The organism is Paenibacillus sp. FSL H7-0357, from assembly GCF_000758525.1.
Taxonomy (GTDB): Bacteria; Bacillota; Bacilli; order Paenibacillales; family Paenibacillaceae; genus Paenibacillus_AQ.
Genome location: NZ_CP009241.1, coordinates 3,599,195 through 3,623,871, shown reverse-complemented (window position 1 = coordinate 3,623,871; position 24,677 = coordinate 3,599,195). Strand labels below are relative to the sequence as shown.

Here is a 24,677-nt window from a genome sequence, read left to right as displayed (position 1 = left end):
CCAGATTCCCCGGTTCATTTCCGAAATACAATGCTTTCATTTAGGCAATCTCCGCTTCCTCATCCTCCAGCTTCACCGAGACAAGCTTCGATACGCCGCCTTCTTCCATCGTTACACCATACAGCACATCCGCTTCCTCCATGGTTCCTTTGCGGTGGGTAACCACGATAAACTGTGTCTGCTCCGAGAACTCGCGCAGATACTGGGCAAAGCGGACTACGTTCGCTTCATCCAGTGCCGCTTCCACCTCATCCAGCACACAGAAAGGCACCGGTTTGACCTGCAGGATGGCGAACAGCAGTGCCATAGCGGTCAATGCGCGTTCACCGCCTGACAACAGCTGCAGATTTTGCAGTTTTTTGCCGGGAGGCTGGGCGACAATATCTATGCCTGTGTCGAGCATATGCTCGGGATCAAGCAGCATCAGGTCCGCCCGTCCGCCGCCGAACAGCTTCGAGAAAACCGTGCCGAATTCACGGCGGATGGCATCGAAGGTCTGCTTGAAGCGTTTGGACATCTCTTCTTCCATCTCATGAATGACATGGTAAAGCGTTGTCTTGGCCTCCACCAGATCATCCTTCTGGCCACTGAGGAAAGTATAACGTTCATGCACGCGCTGATACTCCTCAATTGCCCCCAGGTTCACTTCGCCAAGCGCAGATATACTGCGCTTTAGACGCTGCACCTCCAGCTGTGCGGCCGGCACATCCTCGGGAACCGGATAACGCTGCTTCGCCAGTTCATAACTCAGCTCGTAATCATCGCTCAGTTTACGGAGAATGTTGTCCAGCTCAACATCAAGCCGTCCTACAGCTACCTCTGTGGAACGCAGCTTGTCCTCCACGGCCTTTAAAGCCTGCCGCTGGTCTTTGGTTTCACCTTCGGCAAGCTCCAGCTTGCGGGTTAACGCCGCCCGTTCAGCGCGCGCCAAATCAAGCGTACCCGCCGTCTCTTCTTTCTTCAGGCGGTAGTTGTTCAGATCTTCCTTCTGTTTGACCGCTTCGCGTGAATTCTCTTCGAGATCCTTCTCGATGGTCATAAGCAGACTGCGGCTCTGGCGCAGCTCTTTATCCTGCGATCCGGCGTCTTGCCTCATGCGTCTAAGCTGTTCCTCCAGTGAGAAAATCTCCTGATCCAGCTTACCCTCACTTACCTTCATGCCGGTCAGCTTACCCTGCAGCTCTTCCTTAGCCGTTTCACTCGCCTTACGCTCCGATTCGGCATTGCGGATGGCCTCATGGGAATCCTTCTCTTCTTTCTCCAGCCTTGCAAGCTCGGCAACCGCCTGATTGCGGCTCTCGTCCAGACTGCGGACTTCACTCTCAAAGCCGCTGCGTTCGGCACCCGCACCATCCACCTGCTCCTGAACATGGCGCAGTTCCTGTTCCAGCTGCTTCAAATCACCGGAGACCCGTTGCTCCTCCAGACGCTTCTCGTCACCGTCATGGCGCAGCTGCTCCAGCTTCTTCGCAGCGTTCTCCTGCTCCTCGCGAAGTTTGGCAATGCCTTGCTTCAGCTTGGCAATCTGACGTTCGCTTTCTTCAATTTCACCGAACAGCTGGTCGAGCTGGCGTTTACGGCTCAGCAGGCTGTTGTTCTTCTTATGCTGACTGCCCCCGGTCATCGAACCGCCGGCATTGACAACATCGCCTTCCAGCGTAACTACACGGTAGCGGTATTGGCATTTGGCGGCGATCCGGTTAGCCTGTTCCAGACTTTCTGCAATAACGACATTTCCGAGCAAGCTGCCGACAATGCTTGCATATTTGTCCTCATAACCGACCAGATCACTGCCGATGCCGACAAATCCTTCCGCACCTTCCACCATACTGCGGTCGCTGCCGGTAATCTGCCGGGGCCGGATGACATCCAGCGGCAGAAATGTAGCCCGTCCCAGCTGGCGCTGCTTCAGAAAGGTAATCGCTTGACGGGAGACGGCTTCATTATCCATAACCACATGCTGAAGCGATGCGCCTAGCGCTGTTTCCACAGCCAGCTCCAGCCGTTCCGGCACGGAGATCAGCTCCGCTACTGCACCGTGCACACCGCTTAGCTGGCCTTTGCGCGCTCCCTTAAGGACCTCTTTGACTCCAAGCATAAATCCGTCAAAATCATCCTGCATTTCCTTCATCGTCTCATGCCGGGAAACCTGGGCTTCGCGCTTCTGTTCCCATTTACGGAGTCCGCTCTGCGTTTCCTCCAGCAGCTTCTGGCGTTTGCTGGTCTGCTCGCTCTCCGTGATGTAGGCGCCGCGCAGCGTTCCAATCTCTTTGCCGAGTGTGGCAATGGTATCCTTCAGACCCTTCTGCGAAGCAGACAGCTCCGCGAGCCGCGCGACCCATTTGCCGCTTTCCTCAACGCTGCGGCTCATCCGCCGCTCCAAGGCTTCCTTCTGCTGATCCGCGTAACGAATTTCGTTGCGGGCCTGGGCCATCAGGTTCATTAGCTCAAGCAAGGCGCTTTTTAGCTTCTCTTCCTTGCTTTGGCTAATCCCGCCAGCCACTCCTTCCAGCCGGACTTCCTCATCTGCCAGTTGAGCGCGCAGCTCCTCCAGAGCCTGTCTTGACTGCTGCAGCTTATGCTCCAGCTCTGCCAGCTCGCGCTGTCTACCCTCTGAGCGCTCTCCTACCGAGCCCAGTGTAAGCATCAATTGCTCGCGGTTGTTCTCCAGGTTGCGCTTGCGCTCCTTCAGCACTTCGCCGTAGCCTTCACTTTTCTCATTCGCTTCACTGTAACGAAGCAGCTGTTCCTGCAGTTGTTCAACCTGCGCCTCCAGTGCTCGAAGCTCAGAACGCCCGCTCTCCAGCTTGGCGTCATGGGCCGAAACGACAGTGGACAGCTCAAGCTGTTCGACCTGCAGCGTTTCAAGCCGGGCATTGCCTTCCTTCCAGGAGGTATGAATGCCTTCTATCTGGTGCACGTACACGGAGATTTCCAGCTGTTTCAGCTGCTCGCGCAGCTCCTTATAGCGGATGGCCTTCTCCGATTGATCCTTGAGCGGGCCTACCTGATCCTCCAGCTCGCTGATCAAATCATGAATCCGGAGCAGGTTCTGCTCGGTTTCGTCCAGCTTGCGGCCCGCATCTTTTTTGCGTGATTTATACTTAACAATACCTGAGGCCTCTTCAAAAATACCGCGGCGATCCTCGGAACGCGTACTCAGAATTTCTTCAATCCGGCCTTGTCCGATAATCGAATAAGCCTCGCGTCCGATGCCGGTATCCATAAACAGCTCTGTGATATCCTTCAGCCTGCAGGCCTGCTTATTGATTAAATATTCACTTTCACCGCTGCGGTGCACACGGCGCGTTACTGTAACTTCGCTGAAATCGAGCGGCAGGACATGATCCTCATTGTCCAGAGTGAGCGACACCTCACCGTAATTCACGGCTTTGCGTGCATCACTTCCGGCAAAGATAATATCCTCCATCTTGCCGCCGCGCAGCGATTTGGCGCTCTGTTCACCGAGCACCCAGCGGATGCCGTCGGAAATATTGCTTTTGCCGCTGCCGTTCGGGCCAACAACGGCCGTTATGCCGCGTACAAATTCCATTTCCGTTTTGTCGGCAAATGATTTAAAGCCCGCTAATTCAATCCGTTTCAAAAACATAACTCGCCTATCACCTCTGACCCATTATACCATAGCGTTCAACTCCTAAAATAGCTCTGATTCATGAAGAACGCAAAGGCTGTATGTGAGATATTAAATTGACACTTTTTAGGAAAAGTGATGTAGTAAGGGTGTGTTTTTAGATGGTATTATTTATCATTTAAGGAAATGTTGAGATATTCAATTTCTAACGAAAAAGGGTGATTGCATTGGAACTCGGATCCGAGCGGCATGGGGAAATTATACGTTACCGCAGTGGCCATATCACGATGGAGGAAGATCTTATCGTTACGGAGCATCCGGTCACAATCAAAATAAACGGTGATGAATTCGTCACTCTGGTATGCACGCCTGAATATATCGAGGACATGGTTATCGGTTATTTGGCATCCGAAGGAATCATTAGAGGGTTCCAGGATATCAAGGCGATTTGGAGTAAGGAAGAAGAAGGTTTCGTCCACGTAACTATAGACCACTTAAGCCCATTACACCGTCAGCTGTTCGCCAAGCGATATGTAACTTCCTGCTGCGGGTCTAGCCGGCATGGCTTCGTCTACATTAATGATGCCAGAACGGCCAAAATTGCGGACGGGGTACATGTGTCACTTTCTTTCGACGATTGTTTCCGCTTAATGGAGGAAGTGCAAACCGGATCAGAGCTGTTCCACCGCACCGGTGGCGTCCATTCTGCTGCAATTTGCGATGCCGGCGGGGTGCTGCTGGCCCGCAGCGACATTGGGCGTCATAATGCACTGGACAAAATTTACGGCTACTGCCTGAAGCAACATTTGAAACTCAATGACAAAATTGTTGTTTTCAGCGGACGGATCTCTTCTGAAATCTTATTGAAAGTAGCCAAAATAGGCTGTGAAATGATTTTGTCCAAATCTGCCCCCACCGGACTAGCACTTGAGCTGGCGGAACAGTTGGGAATCACCACCGTTGGTTTCATTCGTCAGAATTCATGTAATGTGTATACCCGTCCGGATCGTATCTCCGGTTGTCCCGCTTTCCCCCCTCCTTGAACCTCAAAATTCAAGCACAAAACTCACTGTTCTCTATTTTTACTTTTGTTACAATTTTTTCTAGAGCTTCGCAATTGTTATTTTTTGGTTATATGATTAATCCCCTCCAGGATAGGGAGTGATGTCAACGGAACAATTGCTGGATCGATTATATGAAGAAGAATCACTGGAAGCTCAAGAGATCATTACCGTACTGAGGAACCCGGACCAAAATCTAAAAAAGCGGCTTCATCACCTGGCCCATCTGAAAAGAATGGAACGTTATGGCGACCGTGTATTTTTGCGTGGGCTGATCGAATTTTCCAATATTTGCAAACAGAACTGCCTGTATTGCGGCATACGCTCCGGCAATAAGACAGTCAGCCGCTATCGGCTCCAACCTGAAGAAATCTTGGAATGCTGCCGGGAAGGGTATGAGCTGGGCTATCGTACCTTTGTTCTGCAGAGCGGAGAAGACGACTGGTACACCACTGAGAAGCTGGCCGAGCTCATTACGCGCATTAAAACACTCTATCCGGATACCGCGGTAACACTGTCGATTGGTGAACGGGATGATGAGACTTACGCTACACTGCTCGCGGCCGGAGCTGACCGTTACTTGCTGCGTCATGAGACAGCCTCCCGTAAGCTGTACCAAGCCCTGCACCCGACCATGACCTTTGACAGCCGCCGGAATCGGTTGGAGGCTCTCAAGTCCCTCGGCTATCAGGTGGGTGCAGGCTTTATGGTTGGTTTACCAGGCCAAACGCCCGGGGATTTGGCTGAAGACCTGCTGTATCTTAAGGCGCTTGAACCGGATATGATCGGCATTGGCCCTTTTTTGCCGCATCAGGCCACACCCTTAAAGGACGAGCCGGCCGGAACAGTAATAGATACACTGGATATGATTGCTCTTGCCCGGCTCTTCGTGCCGAATGCCCTAATCCCTGCTACAACAGCCATGGGAACCGCTCACCCGAACGGGCGGGAGCTGGCGTTGCAAGCAGGCGCCAATGTGGTCATGCCTAATCTCTCTCCTTTGACTGTACGAGCCCAATATACGCTCTACAATAACAAAATCTGTCTGGGTGACGAATCCGCCCAATGCAGATTCTGTCTGGAACAGCGGATTGAAGCTGCCGGATTCCATGTGGATATGGGCCGGGGAGATAGTCTGAATTATCTATCCCGTTCTTCTGCACAGCATGTTCCATTGTAAGGAAGCCACCGAATCAGCCTGTTGTCATCTCGCAATCGAGTTGGAAGAGTCCAAGTCTGCTTGTCAATCCAATAATGAACCCAGAAAGAAGTGGATGTTCGTGAGCCGAGTAAATGAAAGTCGTCCGGCGGATTTCATTCAGGACGAAGAGATCAAAGAAGCGCTGCGATTTGGAGAAAATGCCGGATCGGATCGGGCCAAGGTGTCCGCAATTCTTGAGAAAGCCAGACAATGTAAAGGACTGACCTCACAAGAAGCAGCTGTCCTCTTAAATGTGGAAGATCAGGAAACACTGAATGAGATTTATCAGGTATCCAGAGTTATCAAGGAACGGATCTACGGCAACCGGATTGTATTGTTCGCACCGCTCTATGTCAGCAACTACTGTGTCAATAATTGCGTGTACTGCGGTTACAAACATTCCAATTCTGAATTCACACGCAGCCGCTTAACCTCAGATGAAATTGCCCAGGAAGTTAACGTTCTGCAGTCTCTGGGACACAAACGGCTTGTGCTGGAAGCGGGTGAGGATCCCCGCAATTGTTCCATCGATTATATTCTCGACTGCATAAAGACCATTTACGATACGAAGCTGGACAATGGCAGTATCCGCCGGATCAATGTCAATATCGCTGCAACCACATTCGATGACTACATCAAGCTGGCTGAGGCGGGAATTGGAACTTATATTTTATTTCAGGAGACTTATCATAGACCTAGTTACAAGCAATACCATCCGCAAGGACCCAAAAGTGATTATGATTGGCATACGACCGCCATGGACAGGGCCATGAAAGCCGGTATCGAGGATGTTGGTATTGGTGTTCTGTATGGGCTCTATGATTATAAATATGAAACGATAGCCATGCTAAAGCATGCCGAGCATCTGGAACAGGCCTATGGCTGCGGACCGCATACGATTTCCGTCCCCCGCCTGCGCGAAGCGGAGAATGTGAACCTGGACAGTTACCCTTACTTGGTCAGCGATCCGGATTTCGCCAAAATCGTCGCCGTTCTGCGAATAGCCGTTCCCTATACAGGAATGATACTCTCTACACGCGAAGACGCTGAATTTCGTGATCAGATAATCAAACTGGGCATTTCCCAGATCAGCGCAGGCTCCGCCACAGGTGTTGGCGCATACAGTGTGAACAAAGATAAAGATGACAAACCGCAATTCATGGTAGGCGATCACCGCTCCCCTATGGAAATCATCAAAAATCTCTGCCAGGACGGCTATGTGCCGAGTTACTGCACCGCCTGTTACCGGGAAGGCCGCACGGGAGACCGTTTCATGCAGCTGGCCAAATCCGGCCAAATTCATAATGTCTGTCAGCCGAACTCCCTGATGACGTTTCAGGAATACCTGCTGGATTACGCCGATGAGGAGATGCGGGCCATTGGAGAGCAGACGATTCATGACAATCTGGAGCGCATTCCCAAGGAATCGGTCAAAAAAGCGACCCTAAAGCAACTTCAGCGTATCCATAACGGCGAACGAGATCTACGGTTTTAGGCCGCACCCAATGTACGCTGTCACAAAAAGGGGGTGTTCCAGCAGCCATTCAGATGGCTTTTGGAACACCCCCGCTTTAATATACGCATTAATGGTTATATGCCCCCTCCTCCCAGGCCAGCATTGCAGACGGAAACATTTCGATGGCTCTTGGGAACACCCCCTGCACGTAGGCAATAAATACACCATAATTCACAATTGGAACACCCGCATGTTCCGCCTCTTCAAGCCTCCCCAGCATCGCCCTGCGGTTCAACATACACGCTCCGCAGTGAATGATCAGTGAATAACCGCCGAGTCCTGCAGGGAAATCACTGCCTGCGGCATGTTCAATTTGAAGCTGCCTGCCTGTCAGTTCCCGCAGCCAGCGGGGAATCTTCACGGAAGCAATATCATCGGATTGCCGGTGATGCGTGCAGGCTTCCGCAATGAGCACCCGGTCTCCGTCCTGCAAACGACCAATAGCGCGAACCCCGCGTACAAGCTGAGGAAGATCCCCCTTGTACCTGGCAAACAATATGGAAAAGGACGTGAGCGGGATATCCTTTGGGGTATCTGCCTGAACTTTAAGAAATGCCTGTGAATCCGTGATGACCACATTTGGCTTGCGCCCCAGCGTCTTGAGCGTGTGTCCAAGCTCCTGTTCCTTGGTGACAACAGCAACTGCATCACATTCCATGATGTCACGAATGGTCTGCTGCTGGGGCAGAATCAGTCTTCCTTTGGGTGCTGCCTTATCGATCGGCACTACCAGAACAGCCAAGTCTCCGGGATTCAGCAGGTCTCCCACTAGCCGGAACCGGTCTTCGTCCCTCGGGAGCTCCCGGACGATTGCAGCTTTTAGATCCGTGATCCCAGTATTCCTGAGAGCACTGAATAGCATTGGCTTCAAATGAAGCTGGTCTTCTACCTTTGCCTTTGCCGCCACTACAGTGTGTTCCTCACCGTTACCATGTTCTTCGAGCAAGTCTACTTTGTTCAATAGTAGAATGACCGGAATCTTCTTGACAGACAGGTTCTGTAAAAGATTGTGCTCAAATTCGCCTACTCCTTGGACAGCGTCTATCACCAGCAACGCCAGATCGGTTTTGCTCAGAACCTGATTTGTTTTGCGAATCCGCTGTTCGCCCAAACTTCCGCTATCATCCAATCCGGCGGTATCAATGAGCACTACCGGTCCCACCGGCAGCAGCTCCATCGGTTGATAAACCGGATCTGTCGTTGTCCCGCTTACCGGAGAAACAATGGACGTCTCCTGACCGCCTAAAGCGTTAATCACACTGGATTTCCCGGCATTACGCCGTCCAAAGACTGCAATGTGCATTCGTTCTCCACGCGGGGTATCATGTAAGCTCATAACATGCGCTCCTTCGTTATCTTAGAACCTTTATAAATCTCTTGATCTTCCAGGGATGCCTGGTTTGGTAACCTCCAGCGGATGCAGAATGGCATCGATCTGCTTTTTCGTCATCAGTCCTTGTTCCAGCAAAATCTCTTTTAACGGCCGGCCCGAGGCCGCCGCAGACGTAGCCAGTTCAGCTGCGGCGTCATAACCCAGATACGTCACCGCTGCGGCAGCCATGACGCCGGAGCGTTCCAAATGCTCGAGACAATGTGCAGTATCGACTTTCAACCCACGCACGCATCGCTCATGAAAGAGCCGTACAGCCTCAGTAAGAATTTCAAGAGATTCAAGCAGAGATTCTGCGATTAAAGGGGCAAAGGCATTCAGCTCCAGCTGTCCGCTGGCCGCCGCCAAAGTGACTGCTGTATCATTGGAGATCACCTTCATAGCGACTGACCCGGCCATCTCTGCGATGACCGGGTTCATTTTACCGGGCAGGATCGAAGAACCTACCTGCATAGGCGGCAGGATGTATTCTGCAATTCCGCCGGAGGGCCCGGCATTAAGCAGCCGGAAATCGCCGGATATCTTCAGCAAGTTCACTGCAGCGGCTTTGAGCAAACCTGAAACTTCCACAAACACATCCATATTCTGGGTGCCATCCATCGGAAAATCGCTGCGGCACAGCCCCATTCCGGTTAGTTCCCGCAGCTCTTCTGCAATGGCATAAATATAAGCAAGGGGGGCATTCATTCCTGTGCCCACTGCCGTTCCTCCAAGGTTAATCTCCCGCAGCCGTTCCTCCGCCTTGTACAGCCGCCACCTGTCCCGTGCAACCGCTTTGGCATAAGCACCAAAGCTTTGTCCGGCCATGATGGGCAGTGCGTCCATGAGTTGAGTCCGTCCTAACCTTAACACATCGGCGTATTCCCGCTCCTTCTCCTGCAATGCCTCCTGAAGAGAGGCAAACTCTTCACTAAGCGAGCGAAGCAGCGGAATCATCGCAATTCGCATGGCAGTGGGATACACGTCATTGGTAGATTGATAGAGATTCACATGATCTATCGGATGGATCAGCCGGTAATCCCCCTTATGTCCACCAAGTTTCTCGATGGCCAGATTGGCTATCACCTCGTTAACGTTCATGTTCGTACTCGTTCCCGCTCCGCCCTGATACGCATCCACAATAAAGTGTTTATCCATCTGGCCCTGTAGAATTTCATCGCAAGCAGATAGAATACCCGCAGCCGCCTGCTCGGAAATACCCCCTTGCCTGCCATTTACTTTGGCTGCCGCTTTCTTCACCATTACAATGGCCCGCGTGATCCGCGGATTCACCGGCCGGCCGCTGACCGCAAAATTATCCCGCGCCCTTACCGCGTGAATTCCATAATAAGCCCCACTGGGAACCGCTTCACTCCCTAAAGCATCCGATTCCACCCGAAACATAGGATCGTCGTTCAATTGTTTTTCACCCCCCAATTTGCGACATCAGACGCATTGTGGCCTTCAAGGGTGGCTTGGTGCCCGGTTGGTCCATCATTATATGCTGGCCAGGTTTGGCTTCCAGGGCGCGCAGAAACAATTGCTTCAGCAGCTCTGATTGAGCGATGTAAGGCCGGATATACAGCTCTTCGTTCCAGAAGAGGCACGGCTTAACGTGACCGTTTGCTGTAATACGCAGCCGGTTACATGAATTACAGAAATGCTGGCTGACCGGATGAATCAAGCCAAATTGCCCTGCCGCACCTTGGATGCGAAAATAACGGGCCGGGCCGGAATCTGCTGCTTTCCTAGTCGGCTCATCAGTTGTCCTACCCGGGTCCGGATCTGCTTCAAGACTAAAACCAGCCTTGGCACACCGCTCCAGTATTCCATCCAAAGGCATATATCCCGCTTCCCATCCGTTGATATCATGACCCATGGGCATATATTCAATAAAGCGGACGTGCAGCGGATATTTCTGAGTCAGCTGCAGAAAGGATTCAATTTCATCATCGTTTACACCTTTCATCAAGACCATATTCAGCTTCAGTACCTCGAAGCCAGCCTTAAAACCAGCTGCTAAAGCATGCAACACCTTGCTGACATCGCCGCCCCCAGTGATTCTGGAATAGCGTTCTGGAATTAGAGAATCCAGGCTGACGTTGAGATCTGTAAGCCCGGCATCACGCAGCTTCTGCACTTTGGGGGCGAGCAGCAGTCCATTCGTGGTCAGACCGACACGTTCAATCCCGGAGATGGCCCTTAACCTGGCCACCAGTTCTTCCAGGTTCGGACGCATCAACGGTTCTCCTCCGGTAAGTCGCACCTTGGTTACCCCCATCTCAGCGAGTACCCTTACGATCCGTTCAATTTCGTCAAAGGTAAGCGGGTTACCCTCCACAGCCTTTTCTACTCTGCCCGGATTGCAATACTGACAGCCCAAGTTGCAGCGCTCAGTAACGGAGATACGCACATAATTATGTAAACGACCAAAGTGATCGACCAAGATATCGGACAAACGCTCCACCTTGCTTTCTGCGTTATAGTGACTGAATTAGAGGCGCGAAAAACCGCTAAACTGCTGTAATGACTGCGCACTGGCCAGTCTTTTCCGGGAAATGGAATCCTCAATCTGGCTTGGAACGATGAATTGGAGAGCGTTTGTGGGGCATACCCGTACACATTCCGGGCCCTTGCCGCTGTCTTCACACAAATCACATTTGTTCGCCACAATTCTCTCCTTGCGGCTCCATGCACCCGATGTATTGGAACGAAGCCCGGATTGAAGTTGCTTTTGGCCACCTTTATGTGCCGGAACCATTGTAATCGCCCCATAAGGACATACCAGCATACAGGTCTTGCAACCAATGCAGCTATCCTGATTGATGAAAATGCTATTGTCTTTGCTCGTAATGGAGCCATTCGGGCACACATTGGCACAAGGAGCATCCTCGCAATGTCTGCACTGCACCGGTGCGGTAACTTCATCGGTCTCGACGACTGTCAACCGTGGATAGAAGTCAGCCCCGCTCTCTTCCTGAACGAACATATTATTCCCGGCATGTGCAACTACGCAGGCCACTTCACAAGTATGACAACCAATACATTTATCGGGATCGGCAATGACAAACCGGTTCATGACATCTCCTCCTTAAGACTTCTGTCAACAAATTTGGTATGCAGCAAATGATGTGAAGTATGGCCTAACGGTTCACCTAAGAAGTCCTTATATAATTTGATAATATCTGGATTCTCATGGGATTTGCGGACCTTCTGATGAGAGTCGTGGCGGTAGACAGCGCTCTTTCTGGCCTGATAAGCAATTTTCCGCTGCGTTTCCAACAGGAGCTTGGGCTGTCCGCCGCCGCTGACACAGCCTTCGGGACAAGCCATCACTTCAATGAAATGATACGGGCAGGTGCCCTCTGCAACTTTTGCCAAAACAGCATCCACATATTTCAGTCCTGCAACTACTGCCACTTTGAGCTCCAAATCGCCAATCTGAACTTCTGCCGTCCGGATGCCTTCCTCTCCCCTGACAAAATCCAATTGCAGATTGGGAATCTGCTCATGGGTGATCAGTTCATACCCTGTTCGTATCGCAGCTTCCATCACACCGCCTGTGACGCCGAAGATCGAGCCCGCTCCAGAGTATTTGCCCAGCGGTGAATCAAACGGCTCGTCGGGAAGATGAATGAAATCGATGCCTTGATCCTTGATTAAGCTGGCCAGTTCCCTTGTAGTAATAACGAGATCCACTTCACGGCAACCATCCACACTCATTTCTTCTCTGCTGCATTCAAATTTTTTACAGGTACAGGGCATAACCGCGACGCTGAAAATATCCGAAGGTGCAATTCCATCCAGCTCCGCTCCGTAGGTCTTGAACAAGGCTCCACCCATTTGCATCGGGGACTTGCAGCTGGACAAATGCTCCAGCAGCTCCGGTGCTGCCGTCTCCGCATGCTTCACCCAGGCCGGACAGCAGGAGGTGAACATTGGCAGCCGCTCTCCTGACATCACTCTGCCAATCAGCTCTGAGCCCTCTTCCATAATCGTCACGTCCGCAGCAAAATTCGTATCATAAATCCGGTCAAACTTCAGCCGTCTCAGCGCCGCCGCCATTTTCCCCGGGGTTAAAGTGCCGAAGGGCAGCCCAAACTCCTCCGCCAGAGATACTCGGATCGCAGGAGCGCACTGCACCACCTTGAACCGTTTCGGATCAGCCAGAACAGCTTTTACCTTCTGGATATCCCCTGACGAATAAGCAGCGAACAAAGGCTCACGCACATTGGGGAGCTGCCCTCTTTCCTGTAACTTTACCGCTCGTGAGGCTGTCGTCGACTCGTTGTCCGCAGCATAAGCGGTACAAATCTGCACACACTGTCCACAAACGACGCAGCGATGAGCATCAATAGTCTGCGGGTGGCCCGGTTCGCCGATAATGGCATCCACAGGACATACAGCCGCGCAACGTCTGCAGCCGGTACATAATTGTTCGTCAATATGAATGATTGGATCCTTATACGACATAGTGCAACCTTCTTTTCTGAATTGAAGTGGTATTACAGTCGCATAGCTGCTGCTGTCCGTGACCTGGCTACACTGGTATCCGGATGAACCAGTGACAGTGCCTCTACCGGACAGACCTCTACACAAGCCGGAACGTTTCCCATAGCTCCGTCCTTATGGTCCCTGGTCCGGCATAAATCACATTTATAGGCGATCACTTTGGCGCTACGTACCATCGCGCTATGCTGCCGCTCCTTCAGTTGAATCTGAGGGACTACCCTGCCGTTGCTGTATGCTTTATACAGACTGACGGCACCAAACGGACAGGCCATGGCACAGCCTTTGCAGCCTATGCAGCTCTCTTCATGAATAACTATCGTCCCCTCCTCCTGCCGGATCGCCTGAACCGGACAGGCTTCCGCACAAGGCGCATTCTCGCACTGGCGGCATTGTACCGGCAGTGTGAAGCTCTCTGTTCGAATGACATGCAGGCGGGGAATAACCGGTACCGTAACAGTACCCGCCGCCGCCCCAACCCCATTGTGATCGTTATGAACTGCGAAACATGCCAGTTCACACGCCTTGCAGCCTATGCATTTGCCCGCTTCGGCAATGACAAACGGATTCGGCTGTACATTATTCATACCGGTCTCGCCTCCACATGCATCTGCGCTCTGAGCGCCTCATATTCCTGCTGAACCTGTTGTTCCGCGCGCAGCTGATCTGCAATTTTCTCGATGCGGATCGCACAATACTTGTATTCCGGAGTTTTGGAGACCGGGTCCAGATAATCACCCGTCAGCTCATTGCAGGCCCCAATCCAGAAATGGTAGGTCATATAGGTGGCTCCGGTTTTGACACGGTTGCTGATCTGTGCCCGGGCTAACACTCTGCCTCGGCGGGATACAACATGTACAAGCTGGCCGTCTTCAATCCCTAAGCTTGATCCGTCCGCCGGGCTCATCTGGATGAAACCAGGCTCATCCGACAGTTGACTGAGGGCACGGCAGTTGCCGGTCATCGTCCGAACCGAATAATGCCCTACCTCACGCACTGTGGACAAGGACAACGGATATTCCTGATCCGGCTGCTCCAGCGGTGCCCTCCATTCACAGGCAAACAGCTGTCCTTTGCCGCTGGAAGTGGTAAACCGGTTCCCTTCATATAAATACGGTGTGCCCGGATGATCTTCTGACGGACAAGGCCATTGAACACTGCCCTGTTCTTCCATCTTCCGATAACTGGCTCCGGCAAACGACGGGGAGAGCCCCCTCATTTCATCCCATATTTCTTCCGTGTTCCGGTAGGACATCGGGTAGCCCATCGCCGTGGCAAGCTCGCTGATAATTTGCCAATCGGGCTTTACTTCACCGGGAGGCTCGATGGCCTTTCTGATCCGCTGGAACCCACGGTCAGCTGAGGAGTAGACCCCGTCATGCTCACCCCAGGAGGTGGCCGGCAAAATCACATCGGCATGCAGGGCCGTCTTGTTCATGAAGATGTCCTGGACTATTACAAATTCTAATTTATCCAGCGTCTCTCTCACTTCTGAGGCATTCGGATCGCTCTGCACCGGATCTTCGCCAAAAATATAATAGGCCTTCACCTTGTCTTCCTTTAGAACGAGATGAGGAATTTCGGTAATCCGATACCCGATTTTGCGAGGCAAAGCCACTCCCCAGGCCTTTTCAAATTTTTTACGGATCTTGTCATCCGTAACAGACTGGTATCCCGGATAGACATTTGGCAATGCCCCCATATCGCAGGAACCCTGTACATTATTTTGGCCGCGGACCGGACCAATCCCGACGCCAGGTCTGCCAAAGTTACCGGTCAGAAGCGCCAGTGAGGCCAGACCCTTTACAACGTCCACGGCTTGGGCAAATTGACATACCCCCATACCGTACAGGATCATCGCCTTGTTCGCACTCGCATATTGCCTCATTACTTTGCGGATCTCCGCCGCTTGCACACCTGTAATGCTCTCCGCATATTCAGGTGTATATTTCTGCACACTGGCTTTATATTCCGCAAAACCTTCCACATATTTCTCAACATACTGCTTGTCGTATAACTCCTCAGCAATTAGCACATGACCAAAGGCATTGACAAGCGCCATGTTCGTGCCGCCTTTAAGGGGCAGCCAAGTATCTGCAATGCGGGCCGACTCCGTCTTGCGGGGATCGGTTACGATGATGGTGGCGCCCTTCTGCTTCGCACTAACAATTCTTCTCGCCACAATGGGATGGGTAACCGCTGCATTGTATCCAAAAATAAACAACAAATCCGTGTCCTCAATTTCAGGAATTGAATTGGACATTGCGCCATCCCCTAGCGAATAGGTAAGCCCAGCTACGGACGGCCCGTGACATACCCTAGCGCAATGGTCAACATTATTGGTTCCGATAACAGCGCGCATAAATTTTTGCATGACATAATTGGCTTCATTTCCCGGGCCACGGGCTGAACCGGTTCCCATGATTGCATCCGGTCCATACTTTTCCTTGATTGCTGTTAGTTTTTCGGCTGTATACTGAATGGCTTCTTCCCAGGATACCTCTGCCAGTGTCCCTGCTTTACGAATCATCGGCTTGCGGATACGGGCGGTAAGAATCTGCGGATCATTCAGAAAATCCCATCCATAATGACCCTTAAGGCATAGATTCCCTTCATTCGTTCTTCCATCCGCTGGTTCAGCGCCTACGATTTTCCCCTCCTCAACAAGTAAATTCATCTGACAACCACTTCCGCAATACGGACATACAGTCAGCACTTTATTCTCCATAGTTCCTCACCACTCCTTGTGATTTTTTGCACAATTATAGCAATACAAAAATAAGCCAATACAAGGTATAATCAGAAATACACAATGTACTGGCTTATTAAAAAGCTAAGGAGCAAAAGTCCATTCTCTCTAATCAAACCGATTTATTCAATTGAATAATAATTGCCCTATCCCCTGGATTCGGGTCTTCGATCTTCCATGTATATGTAAAGGGGCTGCCAAGCGTTTCTACGATCTCTGCCATAAACTCTCTCTCCAAATAAGGCTTCAGCACTTTCCAGTATTCTGTAACTAAATGTACCGCACCTTCGCTGAGCAAAATTTCAGATAAACTGGAGAGAATTCCACGAATCTCTATAATGATTAAGGACTCATACTCCATCCTAACCTTTACATTCTCCGGACCTTTGCCGCGATAATGCTTCACAATCTTAACTGCAAGTCTTCGCATCTTCTCCTGGCATTCAAATACAGTCTCAGACATCACTACATCCCAGCCTTAACATCCCTATTATGGTAATTTATTTAATTAATTACATGTTAAACCTACCCAATAAAGATTGTCAAACCACAAAAAAGGGCAAATCCTTTCGTTTCAACGTGAATTCATCCACTTCTTACACGATATCCATAAATTCCTAAAAAGCTTGTTCAATCTAATGATATTTAAAAAAGAGCAGCAAAGGTCTAAATTCCGCTTTTCCTGCCGGATTCAGACCTTTACCGCTCTTTGCTAGCTACCTTATCTAAGTTCCACATCACTCAGGCGCCGTCTTCCTTCAGACGCAAAAGCGCTGCAGCTGCAGCCTGTTGTTCCGCTTCCTTCTTGGAACGGCCGCTGCCCTTGCCGAGAGACTGGCTGGACATATACACTTCAGAGACGAATTCGCGCTCATGCGCCGGTCCCCGTTCTTCAATAATCCGATATTCCAGCGTACCCAATCCGTGATGCTGTATCAGCTCCTGAAGCTCCGTCTTGAAATCGCTCATCTGCATTTGCAGCTTGCCGTCCGTCTCCACCAGCGGAAATACATGATGATCAAGAAACCGCCGTGCCGTTTCCAGCCCTTGGTCGAGATAAAGCGCTCCCACGAAGGATTCGAACACATCGGCCAGCAAGGCCGGGCGAGTACGTCCGCCCGTAAGTTCTTCCCCTTTGCCCAGCAATACATATTTGCCGAAACCCAAGCTCTCAGCGAACTTGACCAGTGAAGGCTCGCATACAATAGCGGCCCGCAGCTTAGTCAATTCACCCTCCGGTCTGTCCGGCAGCAACTTGTACAAATATTCAGAAACCGTAAGCTCCAGAACCGCGTCTCCGAGAAACTCCAGACGCTCATTGTCCTGATGCTGATTGAAACGGTGTTCATTCACATAAGAGGCATGGGTAAAGGCCTGCTTCAGAAGTACAGCATCGTGAAATTGGATTTGAAGTTGACTTTGTAACTGCTTCAGGTCTCCTTTCACTGCACTGTCCCCTTACTGATTATATTTTTTGAGAATTACGGTTGCGTTATGTCCTCCGAATCCGAACGAATTCGACATAACAATATTCAGATCTGCTTTGCGCGGTTCATTCGGAACATAGTCCAGATCACATTCCGGATCAGGATTGTCCAAATTGATGGTTGGCGCAATGATGTTATTTTGCAGGGAAAGACCACAAATGATCGCTTCCACACCGCCGGCAGCACCAAGCAAATGGCCTGTCATTGATTTCGTGGAGCTGATTGCAACCTTGTAAGCATGATCTCCAAGCGCCTTCTTCACGGCAGCCGTTTCCGATCTGTCGCCTACTGGCGTGGAAGTGCCATGCGCATTGATGTAATCAATCTCTTCCGGTGCGATACCGGCATCTCGGATCGCCATCTTCATACAGCGTGCTGCGCCGTCAGGATCCGGTTCCGTCATATGATGGGCATCCGCACTCAGACCGTAGCCGATCACTTCGGCATAGATCTTCGCCCCGCGTTTCTCGGCATGCTCCAGCGATTCCAGAATCAGAATCCCGGCACCCTCACCCATTACAAAACCGTCACGGCCGCTGTCAAATGGACGACTGGCCTTCTCCGGCTCGTCGTTGCGGGTGGACATCGCCCGCATGGCACAGAATCCTGCCATCCCTGTCGGGCGGATAGTAGCTTCGGAACCGCCGCAGATCATCGCATCCGCGTCACCGCGCTGGATCAGGCGGAAGGATTCCCCTATGGAGTGGCTTCCTGTTGCACAGGCTGTCACAGTTGTTGTATTAGGACCTTTTGCACCAAGATTGATCGACAGCTGGCCGGAGCCCATATTGGCAATCATCATGGGAATAAAGAACGGGCTGACCCGTTTCGGTCCCTTTTCGAGCAGGAGATTATGATTGTCTTCCCAAGTACCCAGACCTCCGATACCTGATCCGACGGACACACCAATTCTCTCCGCATCAATATCTTCACCAATCTTAAGTCCGCTGTCCTTCAGCGCATCTTCTCCGGCTGCTACCGCGAACTGAACGAAACGGTCCATCTTGCGGGCTTCCTTGCGGCCAAAACGTTCTTCCGCATCAAAGTCTTTAACCGAAGCTGCTATTTGCGTAGTGTATTCACTGACATCAAAGGCTTCAACCTTGGAAACACCGGATTTCCCGCTCATGAGGCTATCCCAGAACGTATCCAAATCTTTACCCAGTGACGTCATCACGCCCATACCGGTAATTACCACTCTATGACTCAAACGCAATCACCCCATCTGTAGGCTGTATACTTCAACATAATTGAACATACATGCTCTCTGAATAGTCTATATAAACTGCAGTCGCCGCAAAAATTAACCCCTCTGCGGTTCTGTTATTTTCCCCGTAAAGGTGCAAATATGCATCCTTTTGCATTTCATTTGTGCTGTAAAATGAGGAGAAGTCCCGCCCTAGCAGGAACGGGACCCTCAATCATATGACTCTAGGTATGAGATTGTATGTACTTCACAACTTCACCCACGGTCGTAATCTTCTCTGCATCTTCATCAGAGATTTCCATATCGAATTCATCTTCCAATTCCATAACCAATTCTACTACATCAAGAGAATCAGCACCTAAATCATCTTTGAAAGACGCTTCTAATGTTACCTCAGCTTCATCGGCACCTAAGCGGTCGATGACAATGCGTTTTACACGCTCCAATACATCGGACATCCGGTTCACCTCCTCTTTTGGTATTATACGAGATATGAAGTCAAAATACCATAGAGCGTAAAAAACGCTTTCCGGGCGCTTCTTCCCGCTTCTCCCTTAATCCCTATACGCTGGTTTGATCTTACATGTACATACCGCCGTCCACATGAAGTGTCTGACCGGTCATGTAAGCAGCCCCTTCCGAGGCCAAAAATACCGCCGCCATAGCAATGTCCTCCGGCCGCCCAAGCTGAGCAAGGGGAATTCCCTTAATCAGCTCACTGCGGACTTCATCGGACAACTCACGGGTCATATCGGTGTCTATAAAACCGGGAGCGATGCAGTTCACGGTAATTCCCCGTGAAGACAGCTCGCGGGCCGCAGCTTTCGTCATGCCGATTACCCCTGCCTTTGCAGCAGTATAGTTAATCTGCCCAGGATTCCCCGTCACACCCACAACCGAAGAAATATTGATGATCCGCCCGTAACGCTGCTTCATCATCGGACGTGTGACTGCTTTTAGACAGTTGAACACGCCTTTGAGATTCGTTTCGATGACCTGATCAAATTCCTCTTCCTTCATGCGCATAATCAGGTTGTCCCTGGTGATGCCGGCATTATTAACGAGGATGTCAATCTTGCCCCAAGTGTTCAAGACCTCTTTAACAAGATTCTCCGCCTCATCGCTTTTGCCTACATTCCCCTTCAGGGCAATCCCCTCGGAGCCTAGCTCTGCTATCCGGGCTACTGTTTCCTGCGCTGCAGCTTCACTTCCGGAATAGTTCACGGCCACTTTCACGCCATGCTCTGCGAGTAGAAGCGCTATGCTGCGGCCGATGCCGCGGGAACCGCCGGTTACAAGGGCCGTCTGGCCTCTTAATGCTGAGAACATTCTGTATTCCCCTCCCTTTATCCTGCGCTGTGGTTAAGCCAAGCCATTGACTGTCTGGATGCTTTCCAGACTGTTGATATTGATCACCTTGACATTCTTGTCAATTTTGCGGATCAGTCCTGCCAGCACACTGCCGGAGCCAATCTCAACAAATGTGTCCACACCAGCCGCAATCAGCCATTCCACACTGTCCTGCCAGAGTACAGGCGAGAACACCTGGCGTACCAGCAGCCCGCGGATTTCCTCGGGATCGGTAACCGGCGAGGCAGTAACATTGGCAATTACAGGAACTGAAGGCGCATTAAAGGTTACATCTTTCAGTTCAGCTGCCAGACGCTCGGCAGCTTCCTTCATCAAAGAAGAGTGGAACGGTCCGCTGACTTCGAGCGGAATCGCCCGCTTGCCTCCGGCTTCTTTCACACGCTGAACGACAGCATTCACACCTTCGAGCGATCCGGACACTACAATCTGACCCGGACAGTTGACGTTTGCCAATTCAACCGGGTTGCCCTCTGCGGAAATATTGTTGCACAGCTCAGCCAAAGCTTCGCGTTCTGCACCCAATACAGCTGCCATAGCGCCCTGTCCGCCAGGAACCGCTTCTTCCATGAAACGTCCCCGGAGACGCACGAGGCTGACTGCATCCTCATAAGACAGTACGCCTGAAGCCACAAGAGCGCTGTATTCACCCAGACTGTGACCTGCAACGTAGTCTGGCTTCAGTCCATGCTTATTCAGTGCTTCCAGATAAGCTACACTGGTTGTTACAAGCGCAGGCTGTGTGTTTACCGTCTGCTTGAGTTCGCTGTCCGGACCTTCAAATACAAGTTTACTCAGCGGAAACCCAAGCACTTCATCGCCCTTCTCGAACACCGCACGGCTATCCGGCAGAGCGTCATAAACATCCTTACCCATCCCAACTGCCTGTGCACCCTGGCCGGGAAAGACAAATGCGATTTTACCCATAAGTTCGAACTCCTTCCCGTAAACGGTGCAGCTGCCGGGCTTGCAAATCAAGCGGCAGGCACACCGAGTTCTTTGAATTCATTGCTCGTTTATATGTTTACCATTTCAGTACCGAGGCACCCCAAGTAAGGCCGCCGCCGAAGCCAACCATCAGCACGGTGTCGCCTTCCTTCATCCGGCCCTCTTCCGCTGCTTCAACCAGCGCAAGCGGAATCGAAGCCGCAGACGTATTGGCGTATCTGTCCACGTTGATTACGCATTTCTCTTCTGGCAGATCCAAACGCTGCATAGCCGATTGAATGATGCGGATATTTGCCTGGTGCGGCACGAACAGATCAATGTCTTCCTTCGTGAGACCTGCTTTGGTAAGCACACGCTCGGTAGCCGTACCCATCACCCGAACGGCGAACTTGAACACCTCACGGCCGTTCATGTATATGAAATGCTTCTTGTCGTCTATCGTCTGCTGGGAAGCCGGCATACGCGAGCCGCCCGCTTCCATCTTCAGCAGGCTGCCTCCGGAGCCTTCAGCACCGAGATCAAAGGATTGGAAACCTCTGCCTTCCGGAACTTCGCCGAGAATAACCGCTCCCGCGCCGTCTCCGAACAACACGCAAGTGTTGCGGTCCGTGTAATCCGTAATCCGCGACAAGGTATCCGCTCCAATGATCAATGCATTGTTATACATCCCGTTCTGGATAAATCCGGTTGCTGTTGCCAGACTGTAGACGAAGCCGGAGCAGGCTGCGGACAAGTCAAAAGCCGCGGCTCCTTTGGCCCCCAGTTTGTCCTGCAGAATGCAGGCTGTGGACGGAAAAGAACTGTCAGGTGTAACTGTTGCTATAATAATGAGATCCAGATCCTCCGCCTTCATGCCTGCTGATTCCAGCGCCTTCAGCGCAGCTTCATAAGCAAGATCCGAGGTCGCCTCATGCGGAGCGGCAATATGCCGTTCACGGATCCCTGTACGGCTGACAATCCATTCATCATTCGTTTCGACTATCTTTTCCAAATCACTGTTAGTTAATATTTTTTCGGGCACATATTTTCCTGTACCAATTATTCCTACCGGACGTAACTGTTTCATATCGTCACTCACTTCCCGCTAATTTCCTTGGATATGCTGGACACAAGACCCGCCTGCAGCGCAATCCGCGCTTGTCTGACTGCATTCTTGACCGCATTGCCGTCAGATGAGCCGTGCCCTTTCACTACCAGACCGCTAAGACCGAGCAGCGGCGCTCCGCCGTGCTCCTTGTAATCCATCTTCCCCTTGAGACTTCTGAGCTCCGGCATCAGTATAGCCGCACCCAGCTTGGTCTTGAGCGAACGGCTGAACTGTTCCTTCAGCAGAGAGAACATAGCGCCCGCCGTACCTTCAAGTGTCTTCAGAAGTATGTTGCCCGCAAACCCGTCACAAACAAGCACATCACAATTGCCCGTCAGCACATCACGTGCTTCAACATTGCCGACAAAATGAATCCCCGGCAAAGCGGCTAGCAGAGGATAAGCTTCTTTGGTCAATTCATTACCTTTGCCCGGCTCAGTCCCCACATTCAGCAGCCCTACACGCGGCTTGGCAATTCCGTGTACTTTGCTGCGGTAGATGCTGCCCATCAGCGCGTATTGTGCGAGGTGCTGGGGCTTGGCATCCATGTTGGCCCCCAGATCAAGGGCGAGTACGCCGACATCATCTAGCGTCGGAATCATCGGAGCAAGCGCCGGGCGCTCTATTCCATCCATTCTCCCCACCACAAGCAGCCCCGTGGTCATCAGCGCGCCTGTGTTCCCGGAAGAGATCATGGCATCTGCTTCCCCTTCACGCACCATACGTCCAGCCACAACCATGGATGAATCCTTCTTGCGGCGGACTGCTTTGACCGGCTCTTCATCGGAGCCAATCACTTCCCCCGCATGACGCACCGTCACATTGGACGGTTTATTCTTCAGCAGCGGCTCAAGTCTGGCTTCGTCGCCGACGAGCACAATCTGCGTATCGCTCCATTCCGCGGCCGCGGACAATGCCCCTTCCACATTGCATTCAGGAGCATTATCGCCTCCCATGGCATCAATGGCGATCAGCACTGCGGTTTCCCCCTTCGCTGTATTCTTCAATTGCGGACCGGTACACTACAAAATGACCCTGAAACACGAGTTCTTCTCCGACATACGTAAATACGTCCACCTCAGCTTTGCCGTTCCGGCCAGCGAGCGAACGCACCTGCGCTTTGGCAATACATTTCTCGCCTAACCGGACCATGCGCACAAACCGGATGTCGGCTGAAGCGGTCAGGGCAATTTCGTCATTGATCACGGCAACCGCCAGCGAATTGGCCTGTCCGAACACGTAGTGGCCACGAGCGATCCCGTTCCTGGAGAAGACATGCTCCTCACGAATTTCAAATATGGAAATGCCGCTCTTGTCCAGCTGCAGATCGACAATATCACCGACCACTTCATTGGCTGGTAAGGAGCGCACCTGATCATAAGAATGTTCAGCCATTTGCTTCATCCGTTCACGCAGCTCCGGAATCCCCAGCTCCAGCCGGTCCAGACGGATGGTCTGAATGCTCACCTTGAGCTGCCGGGTCAACTCCCTGTCGGTCACAAATGGATTGCCATCGATAATACCCAGCAGCTGCTGCTGGCGCTCTTTCTTGGACATCCGCTCTATGGCGGCTCACCTCCTGGCACATGCTGAACTTAGCATCCGGCCGCGAGAAGGCCGCTATCGTCATCAATATAAAGGTCATAAACTTCATTTAGAACCTGGTACTAATATGTAGTATAAAGCATGCTGCGGCAAAAATAAAGCTTTGCCTGAAAAGCGGCATAACCACGCGGCTTCAGCCACACAATAACGGAGGGGAATCTTTACCCATCCCCAAAAAAATAGCACCCCACCATTAGATGAAGTGCTACTCTTATTAGAAACTATTGTTTGATGATCTCTCTTGCTTTGTAAGTTCCGCAAACTTTGCATACGTGGTGAGCCAGTTTCAGCTCTCCGCATTGTTCGCATTTCACCATGCCCGGCACAACCAGTTTGAAGTGGGTGCGGCGTTTGTCACGGCGTGTTTTGGACGTTCTCCGTTGAGGTACTGCCATTGTGTTACACCTCCTAATTCGGTTTTAACCCGCCTATCGCGGGATTTGGTCTTAGTCATACTTCATTTGAAAAAGTCTTTCAACCCAGCGAGTCGAGGATCGATCACTGTGTTGTCGCAACTGCAGGTGCCTTCGTTCAAGTTTTGTCCGCATTTCTGACAAAGACCAAGACAGTCTGCCTTGCACAATACCGAATCCGGCAAGTGCAGTACGAAGTTTTCTTCCACGAACGGGACAAGCTCCACAGTCTCATCTTTGATGTAAATGAGTTCATCATCTTCATCTTCGGGAAGAATTGGCTCCTTAAGCCACTTGAAAGTCTCCGCAAAAGGAATGTTCAGCTTACTGTTGACCTCGGTGAGACAACGTGAACATAACATGTCCACCTCTCCACTCAGTCTTCCCACCACGTTCACACAATCGGTATCCGCGGGCAGCGCTTTAAGGTCCACCAAGAGCGGTGCAACAGCAAGTATATCCTTTCGCCCTTTGACAAGCTCGCTGACATCCATAGTTTCATGAATATTCAGAGGCTCATCGACATTTGCCATTTTGCGAAAGTGAATCTTCATAATCATCACTC

Annotated in this window: 22 protein-coding genes; 3 read left to right on the top strand and 19 right to left on the bottom strand. The window is 51.4% G+C overall.

The window, feature by feature from the left end; genetic code table 11:
- Positions 1 to 40: 40 nt before the first annotated feature.
- On the bottom strand, positions 41 to 3,610 hold the full coding sequence (gene smc, locus H70357_RS15745; RefSeq protein ID WP_038591241.1) for a chromosome segregation protein SMC: 3,570 nt from the start codon (positions 3,608 to 3,610) through the stop codon (positions 41 to 43).
- 269 nt (positions 3,611 to 3,879) lie between these two features.
- On the opposite strand from smc, the gene fdhD reads away from it, so the two are divergent.
- The 3 genes from fdhD to hydG all read left to right on the top strand — a co-directional run bounded on the left by fdhD (position 3,880) and on the right by hydG (position 7,349).
- The gene (gene fdhD, locus H70357_RS15740) at positions 3,880 to 4,635 is read left to right on the top strand and encodes a formate dehydrogenase accessory sulfurtransferase FdhD (RefSeq protein ID WP_052092554.1); all 756 of its coding nucleotides are present in this window, start codon (positions 3,880 to 3,882) and stop codon (positions 4,633 to 4,635) included.
- 121 nt (positions 4,636 to 4,756) lie between these two features.
- Complete coding sequence (hydE, locus tag H70357_RS15735) at positions 4,757 to 5,833, top strand: [FeFe] hydrogenase H-cluster radical SAM maturase HydE (RefSeq protein WP_052092055.1); 1,077 nt, start codon at positions 4,757 to 4,759, stop codon at positions 5,831 to 5,833.
- A gap of 100 nt (positions 5,834 to 5,933) precedes the next feature.
- Positions 5,934 to 7,349, top strand: coding sequence for a [FeFe] hydrogenase H-cluster radical SAM maturase HydG (gene hydG / locus H70357_RS15730; protein ID WP_231578436.1), 1,416 nt, complete (start codon positions 5,934 to 5,936; stop codon positions 7,347 to 7,349).
- Positions 7,350 to 7,437: 88 nt separating this feature from the next.
- Here the strand turns inward: hydG and hydF are convergent, their stop codons facing one another.
- From hydF to H70357_RS15640, 18 genes are all read right to left on the bottom strand, one after another.
- Positions 7,438 to 8,706 (bottom strand): [FeFe] hydrogenase H-cluster maturation GTPase HydF, encoded by a 1,269-nt coding sequence (gene hydF, locus H70357_RS15725; protein ID WP_038591231.1) that lies wholly within the window; start codon positions 8,704 to 8,706, stop codon positions 7,438 to 7,440.
- Positions 8,707 to 8,736: 30 nt separating this feature from the next.
- On the bottom strand, positions 8,737 to 10,143 hold the full coding sequence (locus H70357_RS15720; RefSeq protein ID WP_052092553.1) for an aspartate ammonia-lyase: 1,407 nt from the start codon (positions 10,141 to 10,143) through the stop codon (positions 8,737 to 8,739).
- A gap of 22 nt (positions 10,144 to 10,165) precedes the next feature.
- Complete coding sequence (moaA, locus tag H70357_RS15715) at positions 10,166 to 11,206, bottom strand: GTP 3',8-cyclase MoaA (RefSeq protein WP_379142019.1); 1,041 nt, start codon at positions 11,204 to 11,206, stop codon at positions 10,166 to 10,168.
- Between the two features lie 27 nt (positions 11,207 to 11,233).
- Positions 11,234 to 11,818 (bottom strand): 4Fe-4S dicluster domain-containing protein, encoded by a 585-nt coding sequence (locus H70357_RS15710; protein ID WP_038591225.1) that lies wholly within the window; start codon positions 11,816 to 11,818, stop codon positions 11,234 to 11,236.
- Positions 11,815 to 13,212, bottom strand: coding sequence for a [FeFe] hydrogenase, group A (locus H70357_RS15705; protein ID WP_038591222.1), 1,398 nt, complete (start codon positions 13,210 to 13,212; stop codon positions 11,815 to 11,817). Before H70357_RS15705 ends, H70357_RS15710 begins: the two co-directional genes overlap by 4 nt.
- 32 nt (positions 13,213 to 13,244) lie before the next feature.
- Positions 13,245 to 13,835: a 4Fe-4S dicluster domain-containing protein gene (locus H70357_RS15700; RefSeq protein ID WP_038591219.1), complete on the bottom strand. Its 591-nt coding sequence runs from the start codon at positions 13,833 to 13,835 to the stop codon at positions 13,245 to 13,247.
- The gene (gene fdhF, locus H70357_RS15695; RefSeq protein WP_038591216.1) at positions 13,832 to 15,976 is read right to left on the bottom strand and encodes a formate dehydrogenase subunit alpha; all 2,145 of its coding nucleotides are present in this window, start codon (positions 15,974 to 15,976) and stop codon (positions 13,832 to 13,834) included. The genes H70357_RS15700 and fdhF overlap by 4 nt, the downstream gene beginning before the upstream one ends.
- Before the next feature lie 133 nt (positions 15,977 to 16,109).
- Positions 16,110 to 16,460, bottom strand: coding sequence for a Na-translocating system protein MpsC family protein (locus H70357_RS15690; protein ID WP_038591213.1), 351 nt, complete (start codon positions 16,458 to 16,460; stop codon positions 16,110 to 16,112).
- Positions 16,461 to 16,738: 278 nt separating this feature from the next.
- A complete protein-coding gene (gene rnc, locus H70357_RS15685; RefSeq protein WP_038591210.1) occupies positions 16,739 to 17,443 on the bottom strand; it encodes a ribonuclease III in 705 nt (234 codons plus the stop codon).
- A 12-nt stretch (positions 17,444 to 17,455) separates the two neighbouring features.
- Positions 17,456 to 18,694 (bottom strand): beta-ketoacyl-ACP synthase II, encoded by a 1,239-nt coding sequence (gene fabF / locus H70357_RS15680; RefSeq protein ID WP_076109231.1) that lies wholly within the window; start codon positions 18,692 to 18,694, stop codon positions 17,456 to 17,458.
- Positions 18,695 to 18,915: 221 nt separating this feature from the next.
- The gene (locus H70357_RS15675) at positions 18,916 to 19,149 is read right to left on the bottom strand and encodes an acyl carrier protein (protein WP_019911228.1); all 234 of its coding nucleotides are present in this window, start codon (positions 19,147 to 19,149) and stop codon (positions 18,916 to 18,918) included.
- 121 nt (positions 19,150 to 19,270) lie between these two features.
- The gene (gene fabG / locus H70357_RS15670; RefSeq protein ID WP_038591204.1) at positions 19,271 to 20,020 is read right to left on the bottom strand and encodes a 3-oxoacyl-ACP reductase FabG; all 750 of its coding nucleotides are present in this window, start codon (positions 20,018 to 20,020) and stop codon (positions 19,271 to 19,273) included.
- A 33-nt stretch (positions 20,021 to 20,053) separates the two neighbouring features.
- Positions 20,054 to 20,986: an ACP S-malonyltransferase gene (gene fabD, locus H70357_RS15665; protein WP_038591202.1), complete on the bottom strand. Its 933-nt coding sequence runs from the start codon at positions 20,984 to 20,986 to the stop codon at positions 20,054 to 20,056.
- A 97-nt stretch (positions 20,987 to 21,083) separates the two neighbouring features.
- Positions 21,084 to 22,073 carry a beta-ketoacyl-ACP synthase III gene (locus tag H70357_RS15660; RefSeq protein ID WP_144024237.1) on the bottom strand — a complete coding sequence of 330 codons (990 nt, stop codon included), beginning with the start codon at positions 22,071 to 22,073 and terminating at the stop codon, positions 21,084 to 21,086.
- Positions 22,074 to 22,081: 8 nt separating this feature from the next.
- On the bottom strand, positions 22,082 to 23,071 hold the full coding sequence (gene plsX / locus H70357_RS15655; protein ID WP_038591196.1) for a phosphate acyltransferase PlsX: 990 nt from the start codon (positions 23,069 to 23,071) through the stop codon (positions 22,082 to 22,084).
- Positions 23,055 to 23,651 (bottom strand): transcription factor FapR, encoded by a 597-nt coding sequence (gene fapR / locus H70357_RS15650; protein WP_038591193.1) that lies wholly within the window; start codon positions 23,649 to 23,651, stop codon positions 23,055 to 23,057. The genes plsX and fapR overlap by 17 nt, the downstream gene beginning before the upstream one ends.
- Before the next feature lie 269 nt (positions 23,652 to 23,920).
- Positions 23,921 to 24,094, bottom strand: coding sequence for a 50S ribosomal protein L32 (rpmF, locus tag H70357_RS15645; RefSeq protein WP_019911234.1), 174 nt, complete (start codon positions 24,092 to 24,094; stop codon positions 23,921 to 23,923).
- Between the two features lie 62 nt (positions 24,095 to 24,156).
- Complete coding sequence (locus tag H70357_RS15640; RefSeq protein ID WP_038591190.1) at positions 24,157 to 24,666, bottom strand: YceD family protein; 510 nt, start codon at positions 24,664 to 24,666, stop codon at positions 24,157 to 24,159.
- Positions 24,667 to 24,677 lie beyond the last annotated feature (11 nt).